The organism is Acinetobacter sp. 243_ASPC (assembly GCF_001054715.1).
Taxonomy (GTDB): domain Bacteria; phylum Pseudomonadota; class Gammaproteobacteria; order Pseudomonadales; family Moraxellaceae; genus Acinetobacter; species Acinetobacter soli.
Map to the genome: position 1 here is coordinate 25,988 of NZ_JVOR01000020.1, position 24,193 is coordinate 50,180.

The window sequence follows — 24,193 nt, forward strand, 5'->3', positions numbered from 1 at the left end:
ATGGAAAACAATTTAATTTTACCCGCGCTGATTCTGATTCCGTTCATTGCTGGTTTTGTGTGTTGGTTGGTCGATAAACTCGACCAGCAACTTCCACGCTGGATTGCCTTGATTGGCATGTTAATCACTTTGGGATTGACCATCGCACTGTGGCAGCATGGTACTTATCATTACGAGCTCGGCGAAAAAACACCAACATGGTCATCTGAGTTTTATATTCCTTGGATTAAAACCCTCGGTATCAGCATTCATTTGGCAGTGGATGGTTTATCGCTGCTTATGGTGGGTTTAACCGCATTGCTGGGTGTTCTTGCAGTCGGTTGTTCTTGGGGTGAAATCCAGAAAAACGTTGGCTTTTTCCACCTGAACTTACTGTGGTCATTGGGCGGTGTGATCGGGGTGTTCCTAGCCATCGATATGTTCCTGTTCTTCTTCTTCTGGGAGATGATGCTGGTTCCAATCTATTTCTTGATTGCACTATGGGGACATAAAGGTTCGAATGGACGCTCGCGTGTATATGCAGCAACGAAATTCTTCCTGTATACCCAGATCTGCGGTTTGATCATGCTGATTGGTATTTTGGGTCTGGTGGTTTACGGTTACATGATGACCGGAATGATCGGATTTGATTACAACTACTTGCTTGCCGTGGCCAATAACCTACCAGCAGGTGTGGCATATGCATTTATGCTCTGCTTCTTTATTGGTTTTGCAGTCAAGCTGCCTGTTTTCCCGTTACATGGTTGGTTGCCAGATGCACATGCACAGGCACCTACGGCAGGTTCGGTTGACCTTGCAGGGATCTTGATTAAAACAGCGGCCTACGGTTTGCTTCGTTTTGTGATTCCGTTTTTTCCGGCAGCATCTGCACAGTTTGCAGATATTGCGATTATCTTTGGTTTGATCGGTATTTTCTACGGCGCTTGGTGTGCTTACCAGCAAACCGATATGAAGCGTTTATTGGCGTATACCTCAATTTCGCACATGGGCTTTGTACTGCTCGCGATTTATGCCGGAAACATTCTGACTTATCAAGGTTTGATGATCATGATGCTGGCACACGGTTTGTCGTCTGCTGCACTGTTCATTATGTGCGGTCAAATCTATGAGCGTCTGCACACTCGCGATATGCGCTTAATGGGTGGTATTCGCGGTCAGTTCCGTTACTTGCCATTTTTCTTAATGTTCTTTGTTGCGGCATTGGTTGGTATTCCGGGTCTAGGTAACTTTATTGGTGAATTCCTGATCTTGATGGGTTCATTCAACAAATATCCGACCTTTACCATTATTGCAGCTGTAAGTTTGGTGTTTGCGGGTCTATACGGTTTGATCTTGATTCACCGCGCATTGTTTGGTGAGCCGAATCCAGAACAAGCACAGCACTACAATAGCCCGCTTAAAGATTTATCTGCTCGCGAAGTAGGGATCTTGATGATTTGTGTGGTTGGTCTAGTCTGGTTGGGGATGTATCCGCAAACTTTCCTAGACATCTCGCATTCATCTATGCAGTGGTTAAGCAACAGTTATGTGCCTGTACAACAAGTCGTTGACGTTACTCAAGAGGCAGTAGCCCAACTTAGTAATGTGGAGATCCAATAAGCCATGAACTTCACAATGTCGTTTTCTCAGCTCATGCCTTTAGCTCCTGTCCTGATTGTGGTTCTCACTGCAGTGGTGGTGATGATTCTGATTTCGATCAAACGTAATCATAATCTCATCGCGACCACCTCAGTCGTAGGCTTAAATTTAACAGCGGCTTATATTCTTTTGACCATGTTTGGCGGACAATTTGTTCCGTCTAACATCATGGGCATGTTTATGGTTGATCCATTTACATTGCTCTATCAACTTTTGATTGTTGTTGCCTCATTGGCGTGCTGTACCTTGTCGCATGCGTATATTGAAAGCTACAAAGACAATCGTGAAGAGCTGTATTTATTGCTGCTTATTTCGGTGTCGGGTGCCATGCTCATGGTGGCGAGCGCGCATTATGCGTCGTTCTTTATCAGTCTTGAGTTAATGTCAATTCCGATGTACGGCTTGCTGGCCTACACCTATCAGCGTAGCCGTTCATTGGAGGCGGGTATCAAGTATTTGGTACTGTCTGCGACTGCATCTGCCATGTTATTGATGGGTATGGCTTACATTTATGCCTATACGGGTTCACTGGCATTTTACGATTCAGTACAAGCATTGTTTGAAGCGATCAAACAGCCAATGGTGATCTTGGGTCTTGGCCTGATCATTTTTGCTGTTGCATTCAAGCTGTCACTTGCCCCTTTTCACAAATGGACACCAGATGTCTATTCAGGTGCACCAGCACCATTGGTAACCTTCCTTGCGACGGCTGCCAAAGTAGCGACAGTGGGTCTGTTTGTTCGCTATATGCTGACTTCTGGCGCGATTCTAATCGACTCCATCGTGACGATCATTACCATTTTGGCGGTATTGTCGATTGTGATTGGTAACTTGCTGGCTGTACGTCAAGTAAACTTAAAACGTGTACTTGCATATTCTTCGATTGCACATTTTGGTTATTTGCTCATTGCTTTGGTAAGTATGACCTATGCAAGCTTAGGCAGTGTAACGGTTTATATCATTACTTATGTACTCACCACGATTGGTGCGTTCGGTGCAGTGGCATTGATGTCAAGCCCGTATAACAATATCGATGAAGCAGAGAGCTTGGCCGATTATCGTGGTTTGTTCTGGCGTCGTCCGGTATTGACTGCCACCTTAACCGTCATGATGCTGTCTTTGGCTGGTATTCCATTGACTGCTGGTTTTATCGGGAAGTTCTTGGTCGTTATGGCTGCCGTTACGACCCAGCATTGGTTCTTGGCTGCCATGATTATTGTAGGTAGTGGTATTGGTTTGTACTACTACTTACGTGTCATGATCGTCATGTATATGACACCGCCAGACGTTCCTCGTATCGATGCCGATAAGCACTGGGGGCAAAAAGTTGGTGGAATCATGGTGCTTGCTGCGGCTGCATTGGTGTTGATCATTGGTATCTATCCAGATCCAATCATCAAGCTGGCACTTGAGGGTGAAATTCTTTCACCATTGCACTTTGTGTTAGCAAATCATCAGTAATGATGGGTTTTTAACAAAAAGAGCCTCCATTTTTGGAGGCTTTTTTTATATTTCATGCTTAAAACCCACTATAATACCCGGAGTTTAGTGTAGTTTTAGGTGTCTCTCGTGCCCATTAAAGAAATCCGCCATCCTTTAATCCGTCATAAACTTGGTTTGTTGCGTCGTGCGGATATTAGTACTAAAAATTTTCGTGAATTAGCGCAAGAAGTCACGATGTTGCTGACCTATGAAGCAACACAGGACTTACTGTTGGTTGATCATGAAATTGATGGCTGGGCAGGTAAAGTTGCAACACAGCGTATTGCAGGCAAGAAAATCACCATCGTGCCAATTTTGCGTGCAGGCATTGGTATGCTCGATGGCGTACTCAATCTGATTCCAAGTGCCAAAGTGAGTGTATTAGGGCTAGAGCGTGATGAACAAACGCTTGAAGCACGTACCTATTACAAAAAACTGGTACCTGATGTTGCTAACCGTATTGCCATGATTATCGATCCGATGTTGGCGACCGGTAGCTCTTTGATTGCGGCGATTGATGTGCTTAAAGCCAGCGGTTGTAAAGATATCCGTGTGATGGTGTTGGTGGCCGCGCCTGAAGGAATTAAAAAGGTTCAGGACAAACATCCAGAAGTTGAGATTTATACCGCTTCAATTGATGACGGACTCAATGAACACGGCTACATTGTACCGGGCTTAGGCGATGCCGGAGATAAGATTTTTGGTAGCGTCCAAAAAGATTAATAAAAAAAGCCACGTTCTCGTGGCTTTTTTATTTCTTGATGATAAGAATGATTTAAATGTCATTGACTCGATTTTCACAAAAATTCATAAATGCCTTCAGCCCAGGCCCCTGATACTTTTGACGATGTACTAAAAGATGCAGCGGGCGGGTAAGCTCCCAAAATGGTGTTTTTAGAATCACCAACTGACCTTTTTCAATGAGCGGTTGTATTGCCAGTTTGGAAATACACGACATACCCAGACCACCGGCGACAATTTTTAAAATGGCTTCGTTATGTCCGAGTGTCAGACGAATATTAGCATCAGGTACATCTTGCAAGATCGCATTATCAAACACTTCACGCGTACCAGATCCTTCTTCGCGCAAAATCCACTCCACGTTTAAAAAGTCTTCTTGGGTGAGTGCACGATTGAGCTGAGCCAGCGGATGCTCTGGCGAGCAGCATACGGCAAGTTCGTCGTTGAGCCAGTGAATACACTGTAGCTGTGGTAAATGACACGAACCTTCAATCAGTGCCAGATCAAGCTGGAATTGATTGACGGCTTCAATCATTTGACGAGTATTGCCTACTTGTAGCTGCAAATGCGCTTGCGGATGGATCTGTAAAAAGTCTGCCATTAGATCGGGAATCAGGTAATCACTGATGGTCAGGGTCGCACCCAAACGCAGATCAATACTTTGTAATTCACCTTTGGCCGCTTGTTCAAATGCTTCACAGCGCCCTAAAATTTCAAGTGCTTGAGGCAATAAGAAGCGGCCAAGATCATTCAGCTGCAGGCGTTTGCCCAAACGATCAAACAATGGTGCGCCCAGGCCATCTTCCAGATCGGCCAGCGCCATACTGGCTGCACTTTGGGTGAGTCGGACTGCATCACTGGCCTTGGTGACCGTTCCCTCTTGAGCGACTGCCACAAAAACAGCCAACTGACGTAATGTCATGCGCATGGAATGAAGCCTTACTCTTTAAAAAGTATTAAAAAATTGACGTGTCATGCTAACATGAGCACACCATTTCGTGCCACGTTGAAATTATGTCAATTGAAAAATTTAGCGTAGAAAAAGTGTTGTCGGTACATCGTTGGACCCCAACCTTGTTTAGTTTTACCCTAACACGTCCTGCGCATTTTAAGTTCGCAGCAGGGCAGTTTGCACGAATTGGCTTAAAAGTAAAAGATGATCTGGTGGTGCGTGCTTATTCGATTGTGTCCTCGCCATACGATGAAACACTCGAGTTTTTTTCAATTGTAGTACCAGATGGCGCTTTTACCTCAAACTTGCAACATTTGCAGGTGGGTGACGAACTGTATCTAGAAAAAATCCCATATGGTTTTTTAACCTTGGCACGCTATCAACTGCCGCTGCCACAAGATTTATGGCTTTTGGCAACTGGAACAGGTTTAGCTCCATTTATTTCGATGTTGCAAGATTTTGCCACGTGGGAAAATTATCAGCAGATTTACTTGGTTTATAGCGTAAGAACGGCTTTTGAACTGGCGTACGTGAAGCGGATTGAAGAAATTGCCTCAAGTTTTGGCGAGGGACATAACGGCTTTAAATTTGTGCCAATCATCACCCGTGATCCACATGCTCAGCTACATGATCGACTGCCGATCCTGATTGAAAACGGTGAGCTAGAAGCTGCCGTCGGTCAGCAATTAAATGCTGCAAGCAGCCATGTGATGCTCTGCGGTAATCCACAAATGGTAGACGATACCAAAGGAGCCTTGAAGCGCCGTGGTTTGACCATGAACCGACGCGGAGAAGGGAATATTGCCGTGGAAAACTACTGGTAATCAGTGAAATACAGCATGCCATACATTAAGTATAGCGGTTTGCGCACTCAGTGCACAAACATATCCATAAACTCGCGCAGTTCGCTAATTGCACTGTCTAGATCGGTATTGATCCAGGTGGGTTCAAATACCCCGATATAATGCGCAAGACGTTCGTGAGGCACGATAAGACGAATCGGACATTCTTCTTCAAGCAGGCGCCATGGAATAATCGGTACTTCGTTGTCTAAAAAAGCGTTGACATTACGAATATCAATGATCATGGCATTGACGCAATCGGGAAACGGCATCACAGAAAATTCCTCGGTTCTGCGACGAAAATATTCCAGATCTCCCCATTTTATCGAAAAGCTCGGTTTGCTAAATTCAATTATACCAATAAGGTGTTCATCGCGCGTGTGATGCAATGTACACTGGTGGGTGACGTCAGTGTCAAGATCAAGCGTTACATTTTGCTGACGGTACGACATAACTGTTTAAACAAAAAAATCGATCGCATAGTATAGCCTATTTTTTAGTACAACGATGAAACAAAGAACACGTTGCTACAATGCTTTTTCACACAACGCTACATAAGTGCTTGTTATGATGGTAAAGGATATAAAAAATAAGAGGGTGAAAATATGAAACACGATTATAGCAAACCATCTTCACATGCTTCATCACCAGAAGAAACTGAACGTAAACGTAAGCTGCCTGTTTATATTCTTATAGTTGTGGGGATTTTCCTAGTGGCATTAATTGCCTATATGGTGGCTGATCATCAGCCAGATGCAGCAGATGCGCCGCCAGATCATCCAAATCCGAATGCGCAGCCTGCTACGCCGAATAATCCAACGCCAGATTCTAAGCAGTCATAGCGAATTCGTCATTATTCTGAGTAAGAGAGGCTCTTTTCATGATTGAACAAGAGCCTTTCTTGCAATGTTTTGCAGTGATTTTGTTGTAATTCTTATGAGAACAATTGAATAAAAAATGCACTCAAAATAAAGTGATAAATATCACAATATTTTTATAATCAGAGATATTTTGATGTTCACTCTATCGTTAAATCATAAATTGCTAAGCCAATAAAAGATAAAAAGAGGATACCTACAACATGAATAATTTCTTTGGAAATGAGCCGAATCGTGCTCATTATGATCTGATGTATTACTGGGACATTTTCCAACCGATTGTAGCAGCCGTTGTGGTGTTTATTATTGGTTGGATTTTGGCACTGGTGATCGCCGCTGGAGTTAAAAAATTACTCAGTGCCTTGGGCACCAACCATCGTTTGTCCTCTGCAACTGGAAAAACACCAGACTTCGAGCGCATCGTCTCAAAATTTGTGTTTTGGTTTGTACTGACGATTGCACTGATTGCTGCACTCAATGTCCTCAACATCTACAGCGTGAGTGGTCCGTTTAGTGCCATGATCACACAAGTGCTGGTATTTGTTCCTAACTTGATTGCTGCTGCGGTTGTGGCCTTGGTGGGTTGGATTATTGCACGTTTGGTTCGTGCTGGTTTTTCCAATGTACTTGCAAGAACGCAACTCGATGAAAAGCTCAGTTCTGAAGTGGGTGTGCGCCCGTTGAGTGAAAATATCGCCGACATTGTTTACTGGCTGATTTTGTTGCTCTTTTTACCAATCGTGCTGTCTATTCTTGGATTGACAGGGCTTTTGCTACCTGTACAAAACATGCTCAATGATGCCGTTGGCTATTTACCGAATATTTTCATTGCTGGTGTGATCGTATTTGTAGGTTACATCTTGGCAAAAATTGTACGCGGTATTGTCGAGGGACTGGTCAACAGTATCGGACTTCAGCAACAGGCACAGAAAATTGGTCTGTTTAAGCAAAGCAATTTGGGCCGTGTACTCGGGTCTTTTGTTTTCGCGCTGGTCATGATCACGGCGTTAATTGTAGCGTTTGAAGCCCTTGGAATTGAAACGATTTCTCAGCCTGCAACCTCAATGCTGAACGAAATCATGTATGCCATTCCAAACATCATTGCAGCAGGTTTAATCCTGATTATTGCGTATGTGGTGTCGCGTTTTATTGCCAATTTGGTACAGGATATTCTGGCGGGTACAGGTGTTGATGACATTCCGGCCAAGTTTGATTTACAGCGCTTCTTGGGTAGCACCAAAGTTTCACATGTAGTTGCTGTGCTGATTGTCTTTTTTACCATGTTGTTTGCCGTATCTGAAGCTGCAAACCGACTTGGATTTGAGCAGATCAGTAATCTGATCGCGATGTTCATTGCCTTTGGCGCAAATATCTTGCTTGGTGCCGTGATTTTGGTGATCGGTTTCTGGTTAGCCAATATTGTGGCCAATGTGGTACAGCGTGGCGAATACAACAGTTCGCGCTGGTTGGGTAATTTGGTTCGTGTATTGATTATGGGACTGGTTTTGGCCATGGGACTTCGTGCTATGGGCATTGCCGATTCAATTGTCAATCTGGCCTTTGGACTCACACTCGGTGCTGTAGCCGTCGCTTTTGCATTGGCTTTTGGTTTAGGTGGCCGTCAGCCTGCAGAACGTGTACTGACGGATTTAATCGATAAAGTCAAGGCAGAGGGTAATGATCCAAATCCTGTTGCACAAACCGCGCGTGAAAAGACCACTTTTGCATCGCCGGATGTGACGTCACATTCAGATCATAGCGTACCAACCAACTTTGAGGTGGATCCGAACAATACGCCACTGAACAATCCTTATGGTTCAAAAGGTGAGGGTGACGATATCTCTTTACCGGGACAATCCGACGACCAACCTAAATAAACTTTGATTTTTTCAATAAGATTAGCCACTCTAGTTTGGGTGGCTAATCTTTTATGTATTTTATTTCACTATCAAACGACAGGAGAATCGTATGCAAAAGCAACCAAATCGTTTTTTAGCGCCTATTGTGATTGCCGGTATTACGGTCGGATTTCTGGCGAGTGCCTATAAGTTTATTTTTTCTAAATCGAGTGCGTCAAAACAACCACGCCCGAATCAATCGTCTAATGAATCGATTGAAACCAAACCATCGACAACTTCCTCAGAAGATCAAACCTCAACTGAGCGCTAGACAAATTCTGCTGCCGCAACTGCAGAGGCCCAAGCCCACTGGAAGTTATAACCGCCCAAATGACCAGTAACGTCAAGCACTTCTCCAACAAAAAACAGGCCTGGCTCGCGTTTGCTTTGCATGGTTTTCGATGAAACTTCAGTGGTATCGACACCACCTAAAGTGACTTCCGCTGTTCGGTAGCCTTCGGTTCCAGATGGTTTGACAGCGAATGCATGCAACTGTTTGCAAATCTCTTCAAGCAAGGCATCACTGAGTTGTCCGATTGCGGTTTCAGCATGTGCTGGCCAGATTAATTGTTGTAGTTCCAGCACAATGCTTTTGGCGGCCAGTTCGCTCAGTAAGGTGCGTAACAAGACTTTCGGCTGTTGCTGTTTTTTCGCTTTGAAATACGCCAGTAACTCATGACTTGGAAAGAAATCGATTTGAAATGCTTCGCCACTGTTCCAGTAGTTAGAAAGCTGTAATGCGCTGGGCCCGCTTAATCCGCGATGTGTAAACAATAGCGCTTCATTAAAGCTATTTTGAGTGTTAGAGAGCGTCACATCCAGTGCATTACCACTTAAACGTGTTGTGACTTCTTTAAATTGATCTGAAAAGGTAAAGGGCACCAATCCTGCTCGAGTTGGATAAACGTGATGACCAAATTGCTTGGCAAGCTCGTATCCAAAGCCCGAACCGCCTAGTGTCGGAATCGAAAGCCCCCCAGAGGCCACCACTACAGACTCTGCCGTATAACTGGCGTGTGGGGTACGAACCTGAAAGCGACCATTTTCTTGCTTGGTTACAGCCTTGACTTCACTGTCGGTTTGAATCTCGACACCGCCCGCTTTCTCACACTCCGAAAGCAGCATATTTAAAATCTCTTTTGCACCTTTTAAGGTAAAGAGCTGTCCGTGTTTGCGTTCTTCGTAGGCAATGCCGTAATCACACACCAAGCCAATAAAATCCCAGTTGGTATAGCGGCTCAGTGCAGAAATGACAAAATGGGGATTATGAGAAATAAAATGCTCGGGTTCGACGTATAAGTTGGTAAAGTTACATTTGCCACCGCCCGACATCAGAATTTTTTTGCCGACTTTATTGGCTTTTTCAAGAATCAGCACCGAACGGCCACGCTTGGCCGCATGTGAGGCCAGCATCAGGCCCGATGCGCCTGCACCCAGAACGATCACATCATACTGAAACGACATTTGAAACTACCTAGCCAAAACAAAGGGGGCGATTATAAAAGATTCTGGCGCAGATGTCAGAACTAGATGCCTATGTTCGCTACTTTGCAGATAAACGCCCTTGTAGCCCCCCTGTGTGCAAGGCCAGTATGCGTATACCTTGAGCAAAGGCCTGTTGTTCAATCAGATCAAACAAGCCGTATAACATTTTGGCGGTATAAATCGGTTCGAGTGGAATCTGATAACGTTCTTCAAAACTCGCCATAAAGTTTAATAAACGTGGCGAGCTTTTGGCATATCCACCAAAACAATAATCATCTGTAATTTTCCAGTTGGTCTTTTGAGTCAACCCGCGAATCTGTTCAGATAAAAAAGTACCTTTTAATGCTGAAAACCCCAGCAGCTGCTGAGATTCAGCACTTGATTCAATTAATCCACTCAATGTACCGCCTGTTCCGACAGCGCAACAAATTAAATCGTACTGTTCTCGATCGAAGTTGCTTAATATTTCTTTACTGCCTTGAATTGCCAGTGCATTGGTGCCGCCTTCAGGCACAATATAGGTATTTGGATAGTGCTGCATCAAGGCCTGAATAAATTCCGGCTGATCCTTCTGACGATATTGCGCACGCGAGATAAACTCAAGCTGCATACCCAAAGCCTGTGCAGTGCTTAACGTAGGATTGAGTGGACGATCAGCAAGCTCTTCCCCCCGTATGATGCCGATACTCTGAAAATTAAAGTGATGCGCAGCGTAGGCTGTGGCGGCAATATGATTGGAAAATGCCCCGCCAAAGGTCAAAATACGCGCACAACCACGTTTCTGAGCTTCGATCAGATTGTACTTGAGCTTATAAAATTTGTTGCCCGAGATTTGTGGATGGATCAGATCAAGCCGTTTTACATCGAGCCGTACAGCAGCGGTGTCAATAAGCGTGTGATAGGGAATCTGTTGGGCCAAAGCATCAAACATAAATTAAAGTGAATTGGGGTGGACGGGTTGCCAGCGATAAAAGGCATGTGTGGCCAATGACAGCATCTCATGATCTTCAATGGTATCACCATAAGCATAAATCGCAGCATAAAGGCTTAAATCATAATTGTCCAAGATACGTTGCTTTTTGACTTCACGGCTACAGTCGCCGTTTTTATAAATTCCCGTAATCTTGCCATCGATGGCATCGACTTCACTGCAAAGCAGATCAAGGCCATATTGTGCACACCACGGTTTTAGATAGACATCCATAGATGCAGACACCACCACGACACGATCACCTTGTGCCAAATGCCACTGAATACGCTCTAATGCCTGTGGACGGATAATCTGTGGCAAATAGCTTTGGCTAAAGCTGAGTCCTTTTTGCTGAAGTTCGTTTGCATCAAGCCCTGCAAAGCCCAGCTTGAAAATTTTTGAGCGTAGTACCGTACCGCGAATCAAATTTAAGCGATAACCCAGAATGTAAGGAGCAAGTAAAAACTTTCCTTTTTTCATTCTGGATGCCGGAATGGTTTGAAAAATAAAAGGGGTATAAGAATCGGTCGAGGTAATGGTGCCGTCAAAATCAAAAAAAGCAATGTTATTCAAATCAGGCCTTTAGTTTTATTTTATTGTTGGGCAAGCGAGTTTAACCCAGAAATAGGGTGAAATCACCAACGTGGTTGATCCTCATGGTGTTGAGGTATCAACCGATGTAATGACCGACATGCCGGGGCGTAAACGGGCAAGGCCATCCTGATTCGGATCGATGGCAATCCTTACCGAAATGCGCTGAACCACTTTGGTAAAATTACCTGTGGCATTATCTGCTTTGAGTACACTAAACTCTGAGCCGGCAGCCGGTGAAATCTGTTCGACATGCCCCGTAAATTTTTGATGATCGAGTGCATCGACAGTAAAGGTTGCCTTTTGGCCAATCCGCATTTTCGCGATCTGTGTTTCTTTAAAGTTGGCAATTACCCAAGTTTGTTGTGGAATCAGATACAACAACTGAGAGCCTGCTGCAACATATTGTCCAACACGTGGCGTGACTTCACCTAACTGACCATTCATTGGTGCGCTAATGATGCTATAGTTTTGAGTGGTTTTGGCTTGATCTAGCTGTGCCTGAGCATTGGTGACTTGAGCCTGTAAACCCACTTGGGCCACTTGTGCTGTTTTTAATGCTTCTTCGGCGACTTTGACGTTGGCTTGTGCTTTTTTGAGTGCAGCTAGATCATTCTTTGCAGTTGCCGCAACTTGATCGCGTTCAGAGCGTGAGACTGCGCCGCTGTCGCCAAGTTGTTGATAGCGTTTTAACTGATCGACAGACAATTGATACTGGGCCTGAGCCTGATCGACCTGAGCCTGAGCTGCCACAATATCGGCCTGCCGCTGGGCAATGGTTTGAGTCTGGTTGGCCAGATTGTTTTGTGCCTGCTCGACAGCCGATTGTGCCTGTGTCACTTTTTGGGCGTACGTGGTCGCATCGATACAAATCAGGGGCTGACCTTTTTTGACCGTATCAAAATCTTTAACCAATACCGTTTTAATGTAGCCATTGATTTGAGAAGACAATACGGTGGTTTTACCCTTCACATAACTGTTATCGGTCTGTTGTAAAGCGGTTTGAAACGGCCCGATTTGCCATGCCCACATGATCAAACCAATCCCAACCAGTAAAACGAAAAACATGAGAATCAAAGTCGATTTTTTGGTTGGAATCAGCTTTCCTACGCTGGGGACTTGTTTCAGCGGAGAAGGCGAAGCCCCCGAATTCTGTTCGGCATTAGCGGGCGGTGGATGAGACTCGCCCGATGCAGATGAATCAGATGAATTTGGTTTTTGCTCGTCACTCATAAATAGTCTCGGAATTCAAAATGAAGATGAACGTTGAGCCGCGATTCGCTCTCGGTAAGCCAAGTATTTGCCCCATAAAATATTACACACGCCCCATAAAAACAGCACAATAGCCACAATACTATTAAAATTAATCACATCATTGTAAGCACGCACCTGCGCTTCACGATTTGCGGTTTGTGACAGCGTTTTGACGGCCTGAAGCTGATCAAGCGTTGGGTCGGTAATCGAGGGGGTAAATTTAGCCTGATACTGACTCAGGCGCTGTGCCACAATGGGATCGGTTTGTGTCAGATTTCGATTAATGTCCATCTGATAAATTTGTGTCTGATGCTTTTGATAGGTGTTATAAAATGAAGATCCAACCAATCCCCCAAAATTTTGTGTCGCTGAAAACAGCACAATAAACGTGACTACATGGCTCGGGCCTTCTTTTAAGGCGCGCCCAAAGCCAACCAGCAGCAACGGCCCGATAAATAAGCCATTGGCAAAGGCAATTAGAAACTGACTGTGAAAAAAGTTTTGGGGGCGAATATCGCTGGTAAGATGTGCATCGAGTTTGCTGGCAACCAAAATCAAAAATGAAGCCAAAACCAGATGCAAAATCGTACGTTCTCTGGAAAATGTCACTGCACTAAATACAACACCTGCCAACATTCCGAAAAAGATAATCGTGTACAGGCCCACAAATTGATCTGGACCCATTCCGACAGTTTTCAAAAAGTTGACTGCTGCATAACTTTGTTCTGAGAGTAAAAAACGCAGTGCAAAAGCACCAAAAATAAAACGTAAAACACCCGCTGTGCCCAGCCAGCGAGTCATTAATAATGGGTTGGTACGATGATGCTCGTAATAAAAACCTAGTACCAGCAGTATAAAACCACTCATAAGTACATAGGCCAGCCAAGGCGAATCAAACCACCACAACAAAGGCCCTTGGGTGAGAACAGCGCAAAGACAGGCAAATCCGGGCGCAAGCAGTAAAAAAGTATAAATGTCTTGGCGTTCAAATACGGCTATTCGCAAACTACGCGGTAATTTAAGCGACACCACCATGGCATAACAGCACACAGCCAGTCCAAGTTCAAAGGTATAAAGCACCGTCCAGTTGTTTACTGTCACCAAAGCGGGTGAAATAATCCACGCCAGTGGTACGCCAAGTTGCCCAAAGCCAAATCCGATATATAAGCCTTTGAGCCGATGTGCATTACTAAAGCCTTGCATGATGTAATACATGCCAAGCGAACTTAGCGGCGCTGCCACCATCCCGCTAATAAAACGCACAAAAATAGCCATGTGATAGTTCTGCACAAAAATATGCAAAATCATCACAGCTATAAACGCCAACAAACCGATTTCGGTAAACAGTCTCAGCCCATATTGTTGTCTGGCTTTAAACAAGATGAGATTGGAGCTGACATTGGCCATCACATAGGCCGCTGGTAGCCATGCCGATTCGACAGGTGTCAGGCCATATTCACCTTGTAGCTGTGGTAAGTTGGCAGTGATAAAACCATTACTCAAGCCTGCGGTCAGCGCAATAAACGTCCCGATAATAAAATACAAATACCGTTTATGTGTAGGATGCGCAATTGAGGGCGGTGAACCAGGAATGACCGGGCGTTCTTCATCGGTCCAGTCCGGTGGCGTTTCGAGGTAACGTGGTGTCTCAGCCATGTTGCACCTCGTGTTTGACAATGATGCCATTGAGCAATAATTCGATTACACGGCTGGCCAAACGAACTTGTTCGCTTTGATCGTGTCCGCGAAAACAAGAAGATAGCATGGTAATAATGCTGCGATAATCTTCAAAACTAAAATCTGATCGGCATAACTGCTGTGCAACCGCACGATCAATTAGGGGCTGGATAATCATTTTGTGTTGGGTAATCAGCTGTTGTAATGTGGGGTCGGAATAGTCCAGTACTCTCCAGTATTCCATCAGCACAGACAATTGATTAAGGTGAAATACATGACTTTGAATGAGCAAAATCAAACCATCGGGTGATTCATAATAGGGTTTGGCTCGATGTTCAAGTGCCTGCAAGGCCTGTTCCAACAAGGCATAAATCAGCGCCTTGCGGTCTGCAAAATTTCGGTAAAACGTAGCGCGTCCGACATGAGCATGATCGATGATGACCTGCAACGGCACCATCATGCCATGCAGTTTAAACATCTCGATTGCGGCCTCGAGCAAATCTTCGCGATTTTGAGCGGCGCGTTTCACGTGTTTACTCATGGCACGACCAACGAAAGGGGATGAAACTATTTTACGGACATTTTTGTCCGTACTAACAGCATTTGTTTGAATAAGTTTTGTAATAATTGATTACTTTTAGTTATTTATAATCAAATAATTCATGATTATTTATTTTGTTTCAATCCCAGTATAGTCAGGTTATCTCTTAATGAAGCGTAAAGAAATGATCACAAGACATGACATAAATCAGCAGCAATATCAAAATAAATCAAATGCTTATTTAAGTAGTGTAGTACATGCACAAGGTGATGAGTTTAAAAAAATGCAAGCATTGATCCAGCAGAATAGATTGAAAACTGTTTTGGATTTGGGCTGTGGCGGCGGGCATGTTACTTATCAGCTTGCACCCTATGTCGATGAAATAACGGCCTATGATTTAAGCGATGAAATGGTCACAACCGTGCTTCATGAGGCACAACAACGTCAGTTATTTCAGGTAAATGGACAGCAAGGGCCGGCAGAAAAGCTTCCGTTTGAATCAGAGCGTTTTGATGTGGTGGTCAGTCGCTATTCGGCACATCACTGGCAAAGTGTACCTCAGGCCTTAAATGAAGTTTGGCGAGTACTTAAACCCCATGGCAAAGCAGTATTCGTTGATATTTTAGGCCATGCATCGCCTTTACTCGATACATTTTTTCAAAGCATGGAAACCTTGCGAGATCCGAGTCATGTACGAAATTACAGCTTAGGCGAGTGGATAAATTTTGCCGAAAATGCCGGATTTGCTATTGAGACTCTAGATCAACAACAGCTTCCACTTGAGTTCAGAAGCTGGGTAGAACGTATGCAAACGCCTCTACATGCAGTTGAATCGCTTCGCTATTTACAGCAGCACACCACAGACCAAATCAAAAATTACTATCAAATACAAAATGATGGTTCTTTTGTCAGCCCTGTGGTGTATTTGGTACTCAGCAAAATCAAATAAATCTGCTAAAATACGCGCCTGATTTTTATAGAGTCTCCGGTCTTGGATAGCTTAATACCACTTTTTTCGATTGCTGCTGCATTGATGTTGGGTGCCATGAGTCCTGGCCCGAGCTTTATTTATGTAGCTCAGAACTCAATTGCAAAATCGCGTAAGCATGGATTATTTACGGCCTTGGGCACGGGGACGGGCGCAGCAATTTTTGGATTTTTGGCCGTGATTGGCCTACAGGCGGTTTTGCTGGCAGTTCCATCTGCCTATCTGGTATTGAAAATCGGGGGCGGGTTATATCTACTTTGGATGGCATACAAAATTTTAAAGCATGCCAAACAGCCAATGGATACACAAAGTGCTGTAGTCTCTAAAATGACCTATTCAAGTGCCTATCGTTATGGTTTATTAACGCAGTTAAGTAATCCAAAAATTGCGGTGGTGCTGGCCAGTGTTTTTACTGCTTTATTGCCAAAAGACATCCCTAGTTATTATTACGTTGCTTTGCCAGTGATTTGTTTTGTCATCGATGCCGGCTGGTATTCTCTGGTTGCATTGTTATTGTCTTCGGAAAAACCACGTACACTATACATCAAGGCCAAAACCCTGATCGACCGTGTGACTGGCGGTATTGTGACCCTACTCGGGCTCAAAATGTTGTTCTCAAGCCGCTAATAAGTTTAAATTTTTATGAGATCAAGCGCGATAGATTCGCGCTTTTTTTGTATCAATTACGATTCAAAAATATGTTGGTTATAAATTGAAATAGATAAAACATTCCACTTTGTTTTAAACATGCTAATCTGAATAAAATAACAAAAACAATGGAGGATATAATGGAAAAATTATCCGCTGTCGTTGTAGGTGCTGTGCTGCTCCTTGGACTCACAGCCTGTAATATGAAAGACAATATGCGCCCACCAAAAGCTGAGCGTGCCATGAGCATAGCGGGTATGCCCGTCTATGAAAAAGACTACAAACTATCTCAAGAACTTGCTCTCAATCAAAGCGCTGTGCAACGTGAATAAGACTATCGGGCTTTCAGTTATGCAGGATTGAAAGCCTTTTTAACATTAAACTGATCAATTGTGAAAGCAGCATAAGTTTAAACTTATGGTGACTTCTGACCAGTTAATATTGGCGACTTAAACGCACATATACCATGCTATCCAGTTTTTGCTCATTGACTCAAGTTTTATACGTCGAAAGCAAAATACTGGTTTCGCTGTTGTAAATTCCTGAAATATTTCGAATTCTTTCCAGCGCTTTATCAAAGCTTTCCAGTGAATCAGATTTTAATTCGACCAAAAGATCCCATTTACCATTGGTGGTGTGCAGGCGCTCAACCGCTGTTTCTAGGCGTAATTCACGAATCACCGACTGTGCCTTGGTGCCTTCCACCATGATATTGGCCCACGCCCGAATAATATTATTTTCAACATCTGGACGAAAACGCACCGTATAGCCCGCAATAATTCCGGTGGTTTCCATGTATTCAATTCGCTTTTGTACCGTAGCTCTCGAGACGCGTGTTTTGGCCGCCAGTTCGGTAATCGACATTCGGGCATTGTCTTTAAGTAAGCCTAAAATCATTTGGTCAAGATTATTCATTTTGCTACTGACTATAATCAATTTGATAAAAAATAATTCATTTTAGTCATTAAGACAAATTTTCTGTGTCAATTTGATTGTGAATAATAGTGCATACACAAAACGCCAGATCATCTGAGACGCAGTCAAAAGCTGTATAGATGATTTAAAGAGGCGTGGCTACGTATCTTCGATGACCTAGATGACGATACGTGAGCCAACAGGAACAAAGTCAATTAAGGAAACCGTAATGTCTTTATCATATGCAGATCAAACCAATGGTGCATGGCAAACCTATCTCACGCAAATCGATCGCGTGGCACCATATTTGGATGCGGATTTAAGCAATTTTGTTAACACCTTAAAAAGTCCAAAGCGGACTTTGATTGTCGATGTTCCAATTGTGATGGATGACGGCTCGATTCGCCATTTTGAAGGATATCGTGTTCAACACAACTTATCGCGTGGGCCGGGTAAAGGCGGGATTCGTTATCATCAAGATGTCGAACTGAATGAGGTCATGGCGCTTTCTGCGTGGATGACCATTAAAACTGCGGTGGTGAATTTGCCTTTTGGTGGTGCCAAAGGTGGCATTCGAGTCAACCCGAAAGAGCTGTCACCACGTGAGCTTGAACGCCTGACACGCCGTTTTACCAGTGAAATTAGTCCAATTATTGGGCCTCAAATTGATATTCCTGCACCGGATGTCGGCACCAATGCCGACATTATGGGCTGGATGATGGACACCTATTCGAGCATCAAAGGTCATACCGTAACCGGTGTGGTGACAGGCAAGCCGGTGCATTTAGGGGGATCACTGGGTCGTGTCCGTGCGACAGGACGTGGTGTGTTTATTACCGGAATGCAGGTTGCTGAGCGAATTCAATTGCCAATTGCAGGCAGTAAGGTTGCGGTGCAGGGCTTTGGTAATGTTGGCAATGAAGCCGCATATTTATTTAGCCATGCACAGGCCAAAATTGTGTGTGTACAAGACCATACGGGCACCATTTACAATGCCGAAGGTTTAAACGTGAAAGAGTTACAGAAGCATGTGACTGAACACGGCGGCGTAATGGGGTTTGCCGGCGCGACTGTAATTGATGACGAAACTTTCTGGACAGTGGATATGGATATTCTGATTCCTGCCGCATTAGAAGGTCAGATTACAGTAGAGCGTGCAGAGCAGCTCAAAGCCAAACTGGTGCTTGAAGGTGCTAATGGCCCAACATATCCAGAAGCAGATGATGTATTTGTTCGCCGTGGGATCACCGTGGTACCCGATGTTATCTGTAATGCTGGCGGTGTGACCGTGAGTTATTTCGAATGGGTACAAGACTTGTCGAGCTACTTCTGGAGTGAAGACGAAATTAATCAGCGTCTGGACAAGCTCATGATTCAGGCCACAGCCGATGTTTGGAATACTGCTACTCAAAAAGGGTGCAGCCTGCGTACAGCAGCTTATATTTTGGCCTGCGAGCGTATTTTAAAAGCACGTAAGGAACGTGGCATTTTCCCAGGCTAAATAGCGCAATACATCGTGATGACTCGGGGCTTGAGCATCAGGCCAAGCCCGACTAAAAAACAGGAAGTGAACATAATGAGTAATCTCGCAATCACCCGTAGTAATTTTAATGACTGGATGGTACCAGTATTTGCCCCTGCAAATTTCATTTTGGTCCGTGGTGAAGGCTCGCGTCTTTGGGATCAAAACGAAAAAGAATATATCGATTTTGCAGGTGGTATTGCGGTTAATGCACTGGGGCATGCGCATCCTGTTGCGGTGAACGCACTGACCGAACAGGCTCAAAAACTTTGGCATGTGGGCAACGGTTATACCAACGAACCAGTGCTAAATTTGGCACGTCAATTGGTCGAAAGTACCTTTGCCGATAAGGTCTTCTTTTGTAACTCAGGTGCAGAGGCCAACGAAGCGGCACTAAAGCTGGCACGTAAAGTCGGCATGATGAGCGGTCAGGCGCATAAAAACCAGATTGTGGCTTTTAAAAATGCCTTTCATGGTCGTACATTATTTACCGTGACCGCAGGCGGTCAGCCAAAATATTCGCAAGATTTCGCGCCACTTCCAGAAGGTATTCAGCACACAGCTTTTAATGACTTAGACGCTGTCAAAGCGCTGATTAATGAACATACCTGTGCGGTGATTGTTGAACCTATCCAAGGTGAAGGCGGTGTAGTGCCAGCAACACGTGAATTTTTGCAGGGGCTACGTGAGCTATGCGATCAGTTTGGCGCGGTCTTGATTTTTGATGAAGTACAAACTGGTGTTGGGCGTACTGGCTCGCTTTATGCCTACATGAATACAGGTGTTACGCCTGATATTCTGACCACGGCAAAAGCATTGGGAGGTGGATTCCCAATTGGTGCGATGCTCACCACCGATCATTTTGCCAATATGTTTGTGGTCGGTGATCATGGCACGACCTATGGCGGTAATCCTTTGGGCGCTGCAGTGGCCAGTGCAGTCTATGGGTTTGTCAACACGCCTGAGGTACTGCAAGGCGTCAAAGACCGTCATCAACATTTTGTTGCTGGGCTTAACACCATCAATGAAAAGTTGGGTCTGTTCAAACAGATCCGTGGTGAAGGTCTGCTTTTAGGCTGTGTACTCAAAGACGAATATGCAGGCAAAGCCAAAAATATCGTGACCTTAGCGGGCGAAGAAGGTCTGTTGGCTTTGGTGGCGGGTATGGACGTGGTTCGATTTGCGCCGTCGCTGATTATTCCATTTGAAGATATCGATGAAGGTTTAAATCGTTTTGCACGCGCATTAGCTCGTCTTTAAGTCAAAAGCGAATCTGATCATGATGATTGTGAGACATGCTGCACACCGAGACTTAGATGATATTTTTCGGTTGGCAGGGCGGGCAGGAGAGTCAGGTATTGGCCTGACCTCACTGCCACAAAATAAAGAAATTCTGGCGGCTCGCATTGACCGTACTACGCGGACACTCGATGGTTTAGCTGAAGCCTACGAGGCCAGCTATTTATTTGTACTTGAAGATACTGCGCTTGGAAAAATTGTTGGGGTAAGCGCAATTGAGGTCGCGGTTGGCCTCAATGAGCCGTTTTATAATTTTCGCGTTGCCAAACAGGTACATGCTTCAAAAGAGCTTAATGTATATACCGCGCTCGACACGTTGTTTATGAGCAATGATTACACTGGCTGTAGTGAGCTGTGTACCTTATTTCTCGATCCAGATTATCGTAAAAACCAAAATGGCAAATTTCTTTCCAAGGTTCGGTTCTTATTTATTGCCGCATTTCGCTCACTGTTTAAAGAAAAACTGATTGCAGAGATGCGCGGTTATTCCGATCAAAATGGACATTCCCCGTTTTGGGATGCCTTGGGATCGCATTTTTTTCATATGGATTTTGCCACAGCAGACTATTTAAGTGGCGTAGGGCAAAAAGTCTTTATTGCCGAGTTGATGCCACGCTTTCCGGTTTATGTGGCGTTGTTACCCGAAGCAGCACGTCATGTGATTGCTCAGGTGCATCCGCATACCTTACCCGCAGCAAAGGTATTGATGACCGAAGGTCTACAGTATCAAGGTTATGTTGATATTTTTGATGCAGGGCCAACGCTTGAAGCGAATACTTCAGATTTACGTGCAGTGAAAGACAGCCGTTACGTAAACGTTGTGATTTCAGATCACGTTTCGGTTTCAGAGCGATGCTATTTGGTCGCCAACGACGATTATCACCATTATCGGGTTTTACTGCTTAAGGTCGCACTAACCGATGAGCACAGTATTTGTCTGACCCCAGAACAGGCAGCAGCTCTTCACGTGACCGAGCAGGATCAGGTTCGTGTTTTAGCATTAGATCAAATGGAGAATCAACAATGACAACAGGCGCACTTGCCATCAATGGAACATGGCGACAAGGATCTGGTGCAGTGATGACCAAAACTGACCCGATCAGTAACGAGTTAATCTGGCGCGGATATGAAGCAACTGCCCAAGAGGTTGAAACAGCATGTCTGGCGGCACGTGAGGCCTTTCCAGCATGGGCACGTTTAGGTCTAGAAGCCCGCATTGAAATAATTGAGCGTTTTGCAGCATTACTTGAGCAAAATAAACAGCATCTGGCAGAGGTGATCAGCCGTGAGACCAGTAAACCGCGCTGGGAAACGCTCACCGAAGTCCAGTCGATGATTGCAAAAGTGGCTATTTCAGTTCGTGCGTATCATCAGCGTACCGGATTTACCCAAACTGAAATGCCGGACGGTGTTGCATCGTTACGCCATAAGCCACATGGTGTTTTGGCAGTATTTGGTCCCTATAATTTTCCGGGCCATTTACCCAATGGGCATATTGTTCCGGCTTTGATTGCAGGTAACACTCTTGTATTTAAGCCAAGTGAACTCACACCTTGGACTGCCGAAGAGACGGTTAAGCTTTGGTACGAAGCGGGTTTGCCTCAGGGCGTACTTAATTTGGTGCAAGGCGGACGAAGCACGGGTGAGGCGCTTGCCGCAGCAACGCAAATTGATGGGCTGTTATTTACCGGTAGTGCATCAACAGGCTATCAGCTACATAAGCAACTGGCAGGCGCACCTGAAAAAATTCTGGCGCTTGAGATGGGCGGCAATAATGCCTTGATTATTGATGACGCTGTCGATCTGGATGCCGTCGTCAATCTGGCGATTCAGTCTGCATTTGTTTCTGCTGGGCAACGTTGCACCTGTGCGCGCCGTATTTTGGTCAAATCTGGACCACAAGGCGATGCCTTTATTGTCAGATTTGTGCAGGTGGCCAAGCAGTTGGTGATTGGGCCGTGGGATGCACAGCCACAACCGTTTATGGGTGGCGTGATTTCATCTGCCGCTGCCGACATGATGCTCAGAGCGCAAGCCAAGCTGATTGCGCTAGGTGCCAAGCCACTGCTTGAAATGACCCGACCAGATGAACACAGTTCGCTATTAACGGCGGGTATTTTAGATGTCACGCAGGTTTCAGATATACCAGATGAAGAATATTTTGGCCCGCTCACCTGTATTTATCGTTATGAGCAGTTTGATGAGGCCTTGAGTCTTGTCAATGCCACACGATTTGGCTTGGCTGTAGGTTTGGTTTCACCTTCTCGCGAACTGTTTGAGCGCGTACTGATTGAAGCGCGGGCCGGTATTGTGAACTGGAATAAGCCGTTAACGGGCGCTTCAAGTGCAGCACCGTTTGGTGGTGTGGGGGCTTCGGGCAACCATCGTGCCAGCGCATTTTATGCGGCGGATTATAGTGCATGGCCAATGGCATCGCTAGAAAGTGAACAGCTCACATTACCAGAGAAATTATCACCGGGCATTGTGCTCTAGTACGGACTGCATAACACCTAAAAGGAAGAAAACATGTCGGGTTATGAAATTAATTTTGATGGATTGGTGGGCCCAACCCATCATTATGCAGGATTGTCATTTGGCAATGTCGCATCAACCAACAACCGCAACAATCTGTCTAATCCGAAGCTGGCGGCGCAGCAAGGCTTACTCAAAATGAAAGCCTTGGCCGACTTGGGCCTTAAGCAAGGTGTATTTGCGCCCCAAGAACGCCCGCATGTGCCTACGCTTCGCCGATTAGGCTTTAGTGGAAGCGATAGCGACGTCATTGCAGCAGCAATGCGCGCCGCACCAGCGTTATTGTCTGCGCTCAGCTCGGCCTCTTCGATGTGGACAGCCAACTCATGTACCGTTTCGCCATCGGCCGACAGTGCAGATGGACGTGTACATTTTACCGCCGCAAACCTAAATAATAAGTTCCATCGTTCAATTGAGCACCAGACAACCACCCGAATCCTACAAGCCATGTTCAATCATGATGTATATTTCGCGCATCATGAAGCATTACCTGAAGCGGCCTTGTTTGGTGATGAGGGTGCTGCCAACCATAATCGTTTGGGCGGTGCCTATGATCAGGCAGGTATTCAGGTATTTGTATACGGTCAGCAGCAACTCGGCGGTACCGTTGCACCCAAAAAGTTTCCGGCACGTCAAACCCGTGAAGCTAGCGAAGCAATTGCACGCCTACATGGTTTGCATGCCGACCGGACAATGTTTGTACAGCAAAATCCTGAGGTGATCGATCAGGGAGTATTCCATAACGATGTGATCGCTGTGAGTAATCAGCAGGTGCTGTTTCATCATCAGCAGGCGTTTTTAAATCAGTCACAGGCGCTTGCAGAAATTCATGAAAAGATGGCTGCTATTGGGCAAGACTTTGTTGCGATTGAAGTACCTGAGCAACGTGTATCGGTCCAAGATGCGGTCTCGACCTATCTGTTTAACAGCCAGATTTTAACCCGTCCAGATGGTGCAATGACACTGGTGGTGCCAGAGGAGTCGCGTCAAAATGCGTCGGTGTGGGCTTATCTGACAGATTTGCTGCAAATGGGAACACCAATCGATCAAATCAAAGTCTTTGATTTGAGAGAAAGCATGCGTAATGGCGGTGGACCTGCGTGTTTGCGTTTGCGCGTGGCGCTAAATGATGCCGAATTGGCAGCGGTTAATCCGAACATCATGATGAATGACGCATTGTTTAGCACGTTAAATCAGTGGGTTGAGCGTCATTATCGGGATCGACTGGCGCAGGATGATCTGGCCGATCCACAGCTATTAATCGAGAGCAGAACGGCTTTAGACGAGCTGACTCAAATTTTAGGATTAGGTTCGGTGTATCACTTCCAGCGCTAACACAC

The 24,193-nt window shown here is 45.1% G+C and carries 24 protein-coding genes; 15 read left to right on the forward strand and 9 right to left on the reverse strand.

All coding sequences use genetic code 11. The features are described from left to right. The 3 genes from nuoM (at nt 1) to upp (ending at nt 3,843) form a co-directional block, all read left to right on the forward strand. Complete coding sequence (gene nuoM, locus ADA42_RS02245; RefSeq protein ID WP_004935038.1) at nt 1–1,599, forward strand: NADH-quinone oxidoreductase subunit M; 1,599 nt, start codon at nt 1–3, stop codon at nt 1,597–1,599. Between the two features lie 3 nt (nt 1,600–1,602). Next, nucleotides 1,603–3,099 carry an NADH-quinone oxidoreductase subunit NuoN gene (gene nuoN, locus ADA42_RS02250; RefSeq protein WP_004935040.1) on the forward strand — a complete coding sequence of 499 codons (1,497 nt, stop codon included), beginning with the start codon at nt 1,603–1,605 and terminating at the stop codon, nt 3,097–3,099. 108 nt (nt 3,100–3,207) lie between these two features. Beyond that, nucleotides 3,208–3,843, forward strand: a complete 636-nt coding sequence (gene upp / locus ADA42_RS02255; protein ID WP_004935042.1) for a uracil phosphoribosyltransferase — start codon at nt 3,208–3,210, stop codon at nt 3,841–3,843. A gap of 52 nt (nt 3,844–3,895) precedes the next feature. On the opposite strand, the gene gigC is transcribed toward upp, so the two are convergent. Then, on the reverse strand, nt 3,896–4,789 hold the full coding sequence (gigC, locus tag ADA42_RS02260; RefSeq protein ID WP_048763369.1) for a LysR family transcriptional regulator GigC: 894 nt from the start codon (nt 4,787–4,789) through the stop codon (nt 3,896–3,898). Between the two features lie 86 nt (nt 4,790–4,875). Between gigC and ADA42_RS02265 the strand changes: the two genes are divergently transcribed. Next, a complete protein-coding gene (locus ADA42_RS02265) occupies nt 4,876–5,637 on the forward strand; it encodes a ferredoxin--NADP reductase (RefSeq protein WP_048763370.1) in 762 nt (253 codons plus the stop codon). A gap of 47 nt (nt 5,638–5,684) precedes the next feature. Here ADA42_RS02265 and ADA42_RS02270 read toward each other — a convergent pair whose 3' ends face one another. Beyond that, nucleotides 5,685–6,107 carry a hypothetical protein gene (locus ADA42_RS02270; RefSeq protein WP_004935052.1) on the reverse strand — a complete coding sequence of 141 codons (423 nt, stop codon included), beginning with the start codon at nt 6,105–6,107 and terminating at the stop codon, nt 5,685–5,687. 153 nt (nt 6,108–6,260) lie between these two features. On the opposite strand from ADA42_RS02270, the gene ADA42_RS02275 reads away from it, so the two are divergent. From ADA42_RS02275 to ADA42_RS02285, 3 genes are all read left to right on the forward strand, one after another. After that, nucleotides 6,261–6,497 carry a hypothetical protein gene (locus tag ADA42_RS02275; RefSeq protein WP_004935055.1) on the forward strand — a complete coding sequence of 79 codons (237 nt, stop codon included), beginning with the start codon at nt 6,261–6,263 and terminating at the stop codon, nt 6,495–6,497. A gap of 239 nt (nt 6,498–6,736) precedes the next feature. After that, nucleotides 6,737–8,410 carry a mechanosensitive ion channel gene (locus tag ADA42_RS02280; protein ID WP_004945594.1) on the forward strand — a complete coding sequence of 558 codons (1,674 nt, stop codon included), beginning with the start codon at nt 6,737–6,739 and terminating at the stop codon, nt 8,408–8,410. Nucleotides 8,411–8,501: 91 nt separating this feature from the next. Next, nucleotides 8,502–8,702: a hypothetical protein gene (locus tag ADA42_RS02285; protein ID WP_048763372.1), complete on the forward strand. Its 201-nt coding sequence runs from the start codon at nt 8,502–8,504 to the stop codon at nt 8,700–8,702. Here the strand turns inward: ADA42_RS02285 and ADA42_RS02290 are convergent. The 6 genes from ADA42_RS02290 to ADA42_RS02315 all read right to left on the reverse strand — a co-directional run bounded on the left by ADA42_RS02290 (nt 8,699) and on the right by ADA42_RS02315 (nt 14,949). Then, nucleotides 8,699–9,895 (reverse strand): NAD(P)/FAD-dependent oxidoreductase, encoded by a 1,197-nt coding sequence (locus ADA42_RS02290; protein WP_025094483.1) that lies wholly within the window; start codon nt 9,893–9,895, stop codon nt 8,699–8,701. The genes ADA42_RS02285 and ADA42_RS02290 overlap by 4 nt on opposite strands. Before the next feature lie 79 nt (nt 9,896–9,974). Further along, the gene (locus tag ADA42_RS02295) at nt 9,975–10,847 is read right to left on the reverse strand and encodes a 1-aminocyclopropane-1-carboxylate deaminase/D-cysteine desulfhydrase (protein ID WP_048763374.1); all 873 of its coding nucleotides are present in this window, start codon (nt 10,845–10,847) and stop codon (nt 9,975–9,977) included. Between the two features lie 3 nt (nt 10,848–10,850). Further along, nucleotides 10,851–11,459, reverse strand: coding sequence for an HAD family hydrolase (locus tag ADA42_RS02300; protein ID WP_048763376.1), 609 nt, complete (start codon nt 11,457–11,459; stop codon nt 10,851–10,853). 81 nt (nt 11,460–11,540) lie between these two features. Continuing rightward, a complete protein-coding gene (locus ADA42_RS02305; protein ID WP_048763378.1) occupies nt 11,541–12,710 on the reverse strand; it encodes an HlyD family secretion protein in 1,170 nt (389 codons plus the stop codon). 15 nt (nt 12,711–12,725) lie between these two features. Then, complete coding sequence (locus ADA42_RS02310) at nt 12,726–14,387, reverse strand: MFS transporter (RefSeq protein WP_004935073.1); 1,662 nt, start codon at nt 14,385–14,387, stop codon at nt 12,726–12,728. Next, on the reverse strand, nt 14,380–14,949 hold the full coding sequence (locus ADA42_RS02315) for a TetR/AcrR family transcriptional regulator (protein ID WP_025094488.1): 570 nt from the start codon (nt 14,947–14,949) through the stop codon (nt 14,380–14,382). The genes ADA42_RS02310 and ADA42_RS02315 overlap by 8 nt, the downstream gene beginning before the upstream one ends. A 184-nt stretch (nt 14,950–15,133) precedes the next feature. On the opposite strand from ADA42_RS02315, the gene ADA42_RS02320 reads away from it, so the two are divergent. The 3 genes from ADA42_RS02320 (at nt 15,134) to ADA42_RS02330 (ending at nt 16,917) form a co-directional block, all read left to right on the forward strand. Continuing rightward, nucleotides 15,134–15,898: a class I SAM-dependent methyltransferase gene (locus tag ADA42_RS02320; protein WP_048763427.1), complete on the forward strand. Its 765-nt coding sequence runs from the start codon at nt 15,134–15,136 to the stop codon at nt 15,896–15,898. A gap of 84 nt (nt 15,899–15,982) precedes the next feature. After that, nucleotides 15,983–16,564 carry a LysE family translocator gene (locus tag ADA42_RS02325; RefSeq protein WP_088459361.1) on the forward strand — a complete coding sequence of 194 codons (582 nt, stop codon included), beginning with the start codon at nt 15,983–15,985 and terminating at the stop codon, nt 16,562–16,564. Nucleotides 16,565–16,725: 161 nt separating this feature from the next. Further along, on the forward strand, nt 16,726–16,917 hold the full coding sequence (locus ADA42_RS02330) for an NF038215 family lipoprotein (RefSeq protein ID WP_048763380.1): 192 nt from the start codon (nt 16,726–16,728) through the stop codon (nt 16,915–16,917). 160 nt (nt 16,918–17,077) lie between these two features. On the opposite strand, the gene ADA42_RS02335 is transcribed toward ADA42_RS02330, so the two are convergent. Then, nucleotides 17,078–17,500 carry an Lrp/AsnC family transcriptional regulator gene (locus ADA42_RS02335; RefSeq protein WP_004935092.1) on the reverse strand — a complete coding sequence of 141 codons (423 nt, stop codon included), beginning with the start codon at nt 17,498–17,500 and terminating at the stop codon, nt 17,078–17,080. A gap of 229 nt (nt 17,501–17,729) precedes the next feature. Here ADA42_RS02335 and ADA42_RS02340 point away from each other — a divergent pair, with 229 nt between their 5' ends. The 5 genes from ADA42_RS02340 (at nt 17,730) to astB (ending at nt 24,188) form a co-directional block, all read left to right on the forward strand. Further along, on the forward strand, nt 17,730–19,001 hold the full coding sequence (locus ADA42_RS02340) for a Glu/Leu/Phe/Val family dehydrogenase (RefSeq protein WP_048763383.1): 1,272 nt from the start codon (nt 17,730–17,732) through the stop codon (nt 18,999–19,001). Nucleotides 19,002–19,076: 75 nt separating this feature from the next. Beyond that, entirely contained in the window at nt 19,077–20,282 is a 1,206-nt protein-coding gene (locus tag ADA42_RS02345; protein WP_048763385.1) for an aspartate aminotransferase family protein, read from the forward strand. Between the two features lie 19 nt (nt 20,283–20,301). Continuing rightward, on the forward strand, nt 20,302–21,348 hold the full coding sequence (astA, locus tag ADA42_RS02350; RefSeq protein ID WP_048763386.1) for an arginine N-succinyltransferase: 1,047 nt from the start codon (nt 20,302–20,304) through the stop codon (nt 21,346–21,348). Then, a complete protein-coding gene (gene astD / locus ADA42_RS02355) occupies nt 21,345–22,814 on the forward strand; it encodes a succinylglutamate-semialdehyde dehydrogenase (protein ID WP_048763388.1) in 1,470 nt (489 codons plus the stop codon). The genes astA and astD overlap by 4 nt, the downstream gene beginning before the upstream one ends. A gap of 33 nt (nt 22,815–22,847) precedes the next feature. Beyond that, the gene (astB, locus tag ADA42_RS02360) at nt 22,848–24,188 is read left to right on the forward strand and encodes an N-succinylarginine dihydrolase (protein ID WP_048763389.1); all 1,341 of its coding nucleotides are present in this window, start codon (nt 22,848–22,850) and stop codon (nt 24,186–24,188) included. Nucleotides 24,189–24,193 lie beyond the last annotated feature (5 nt).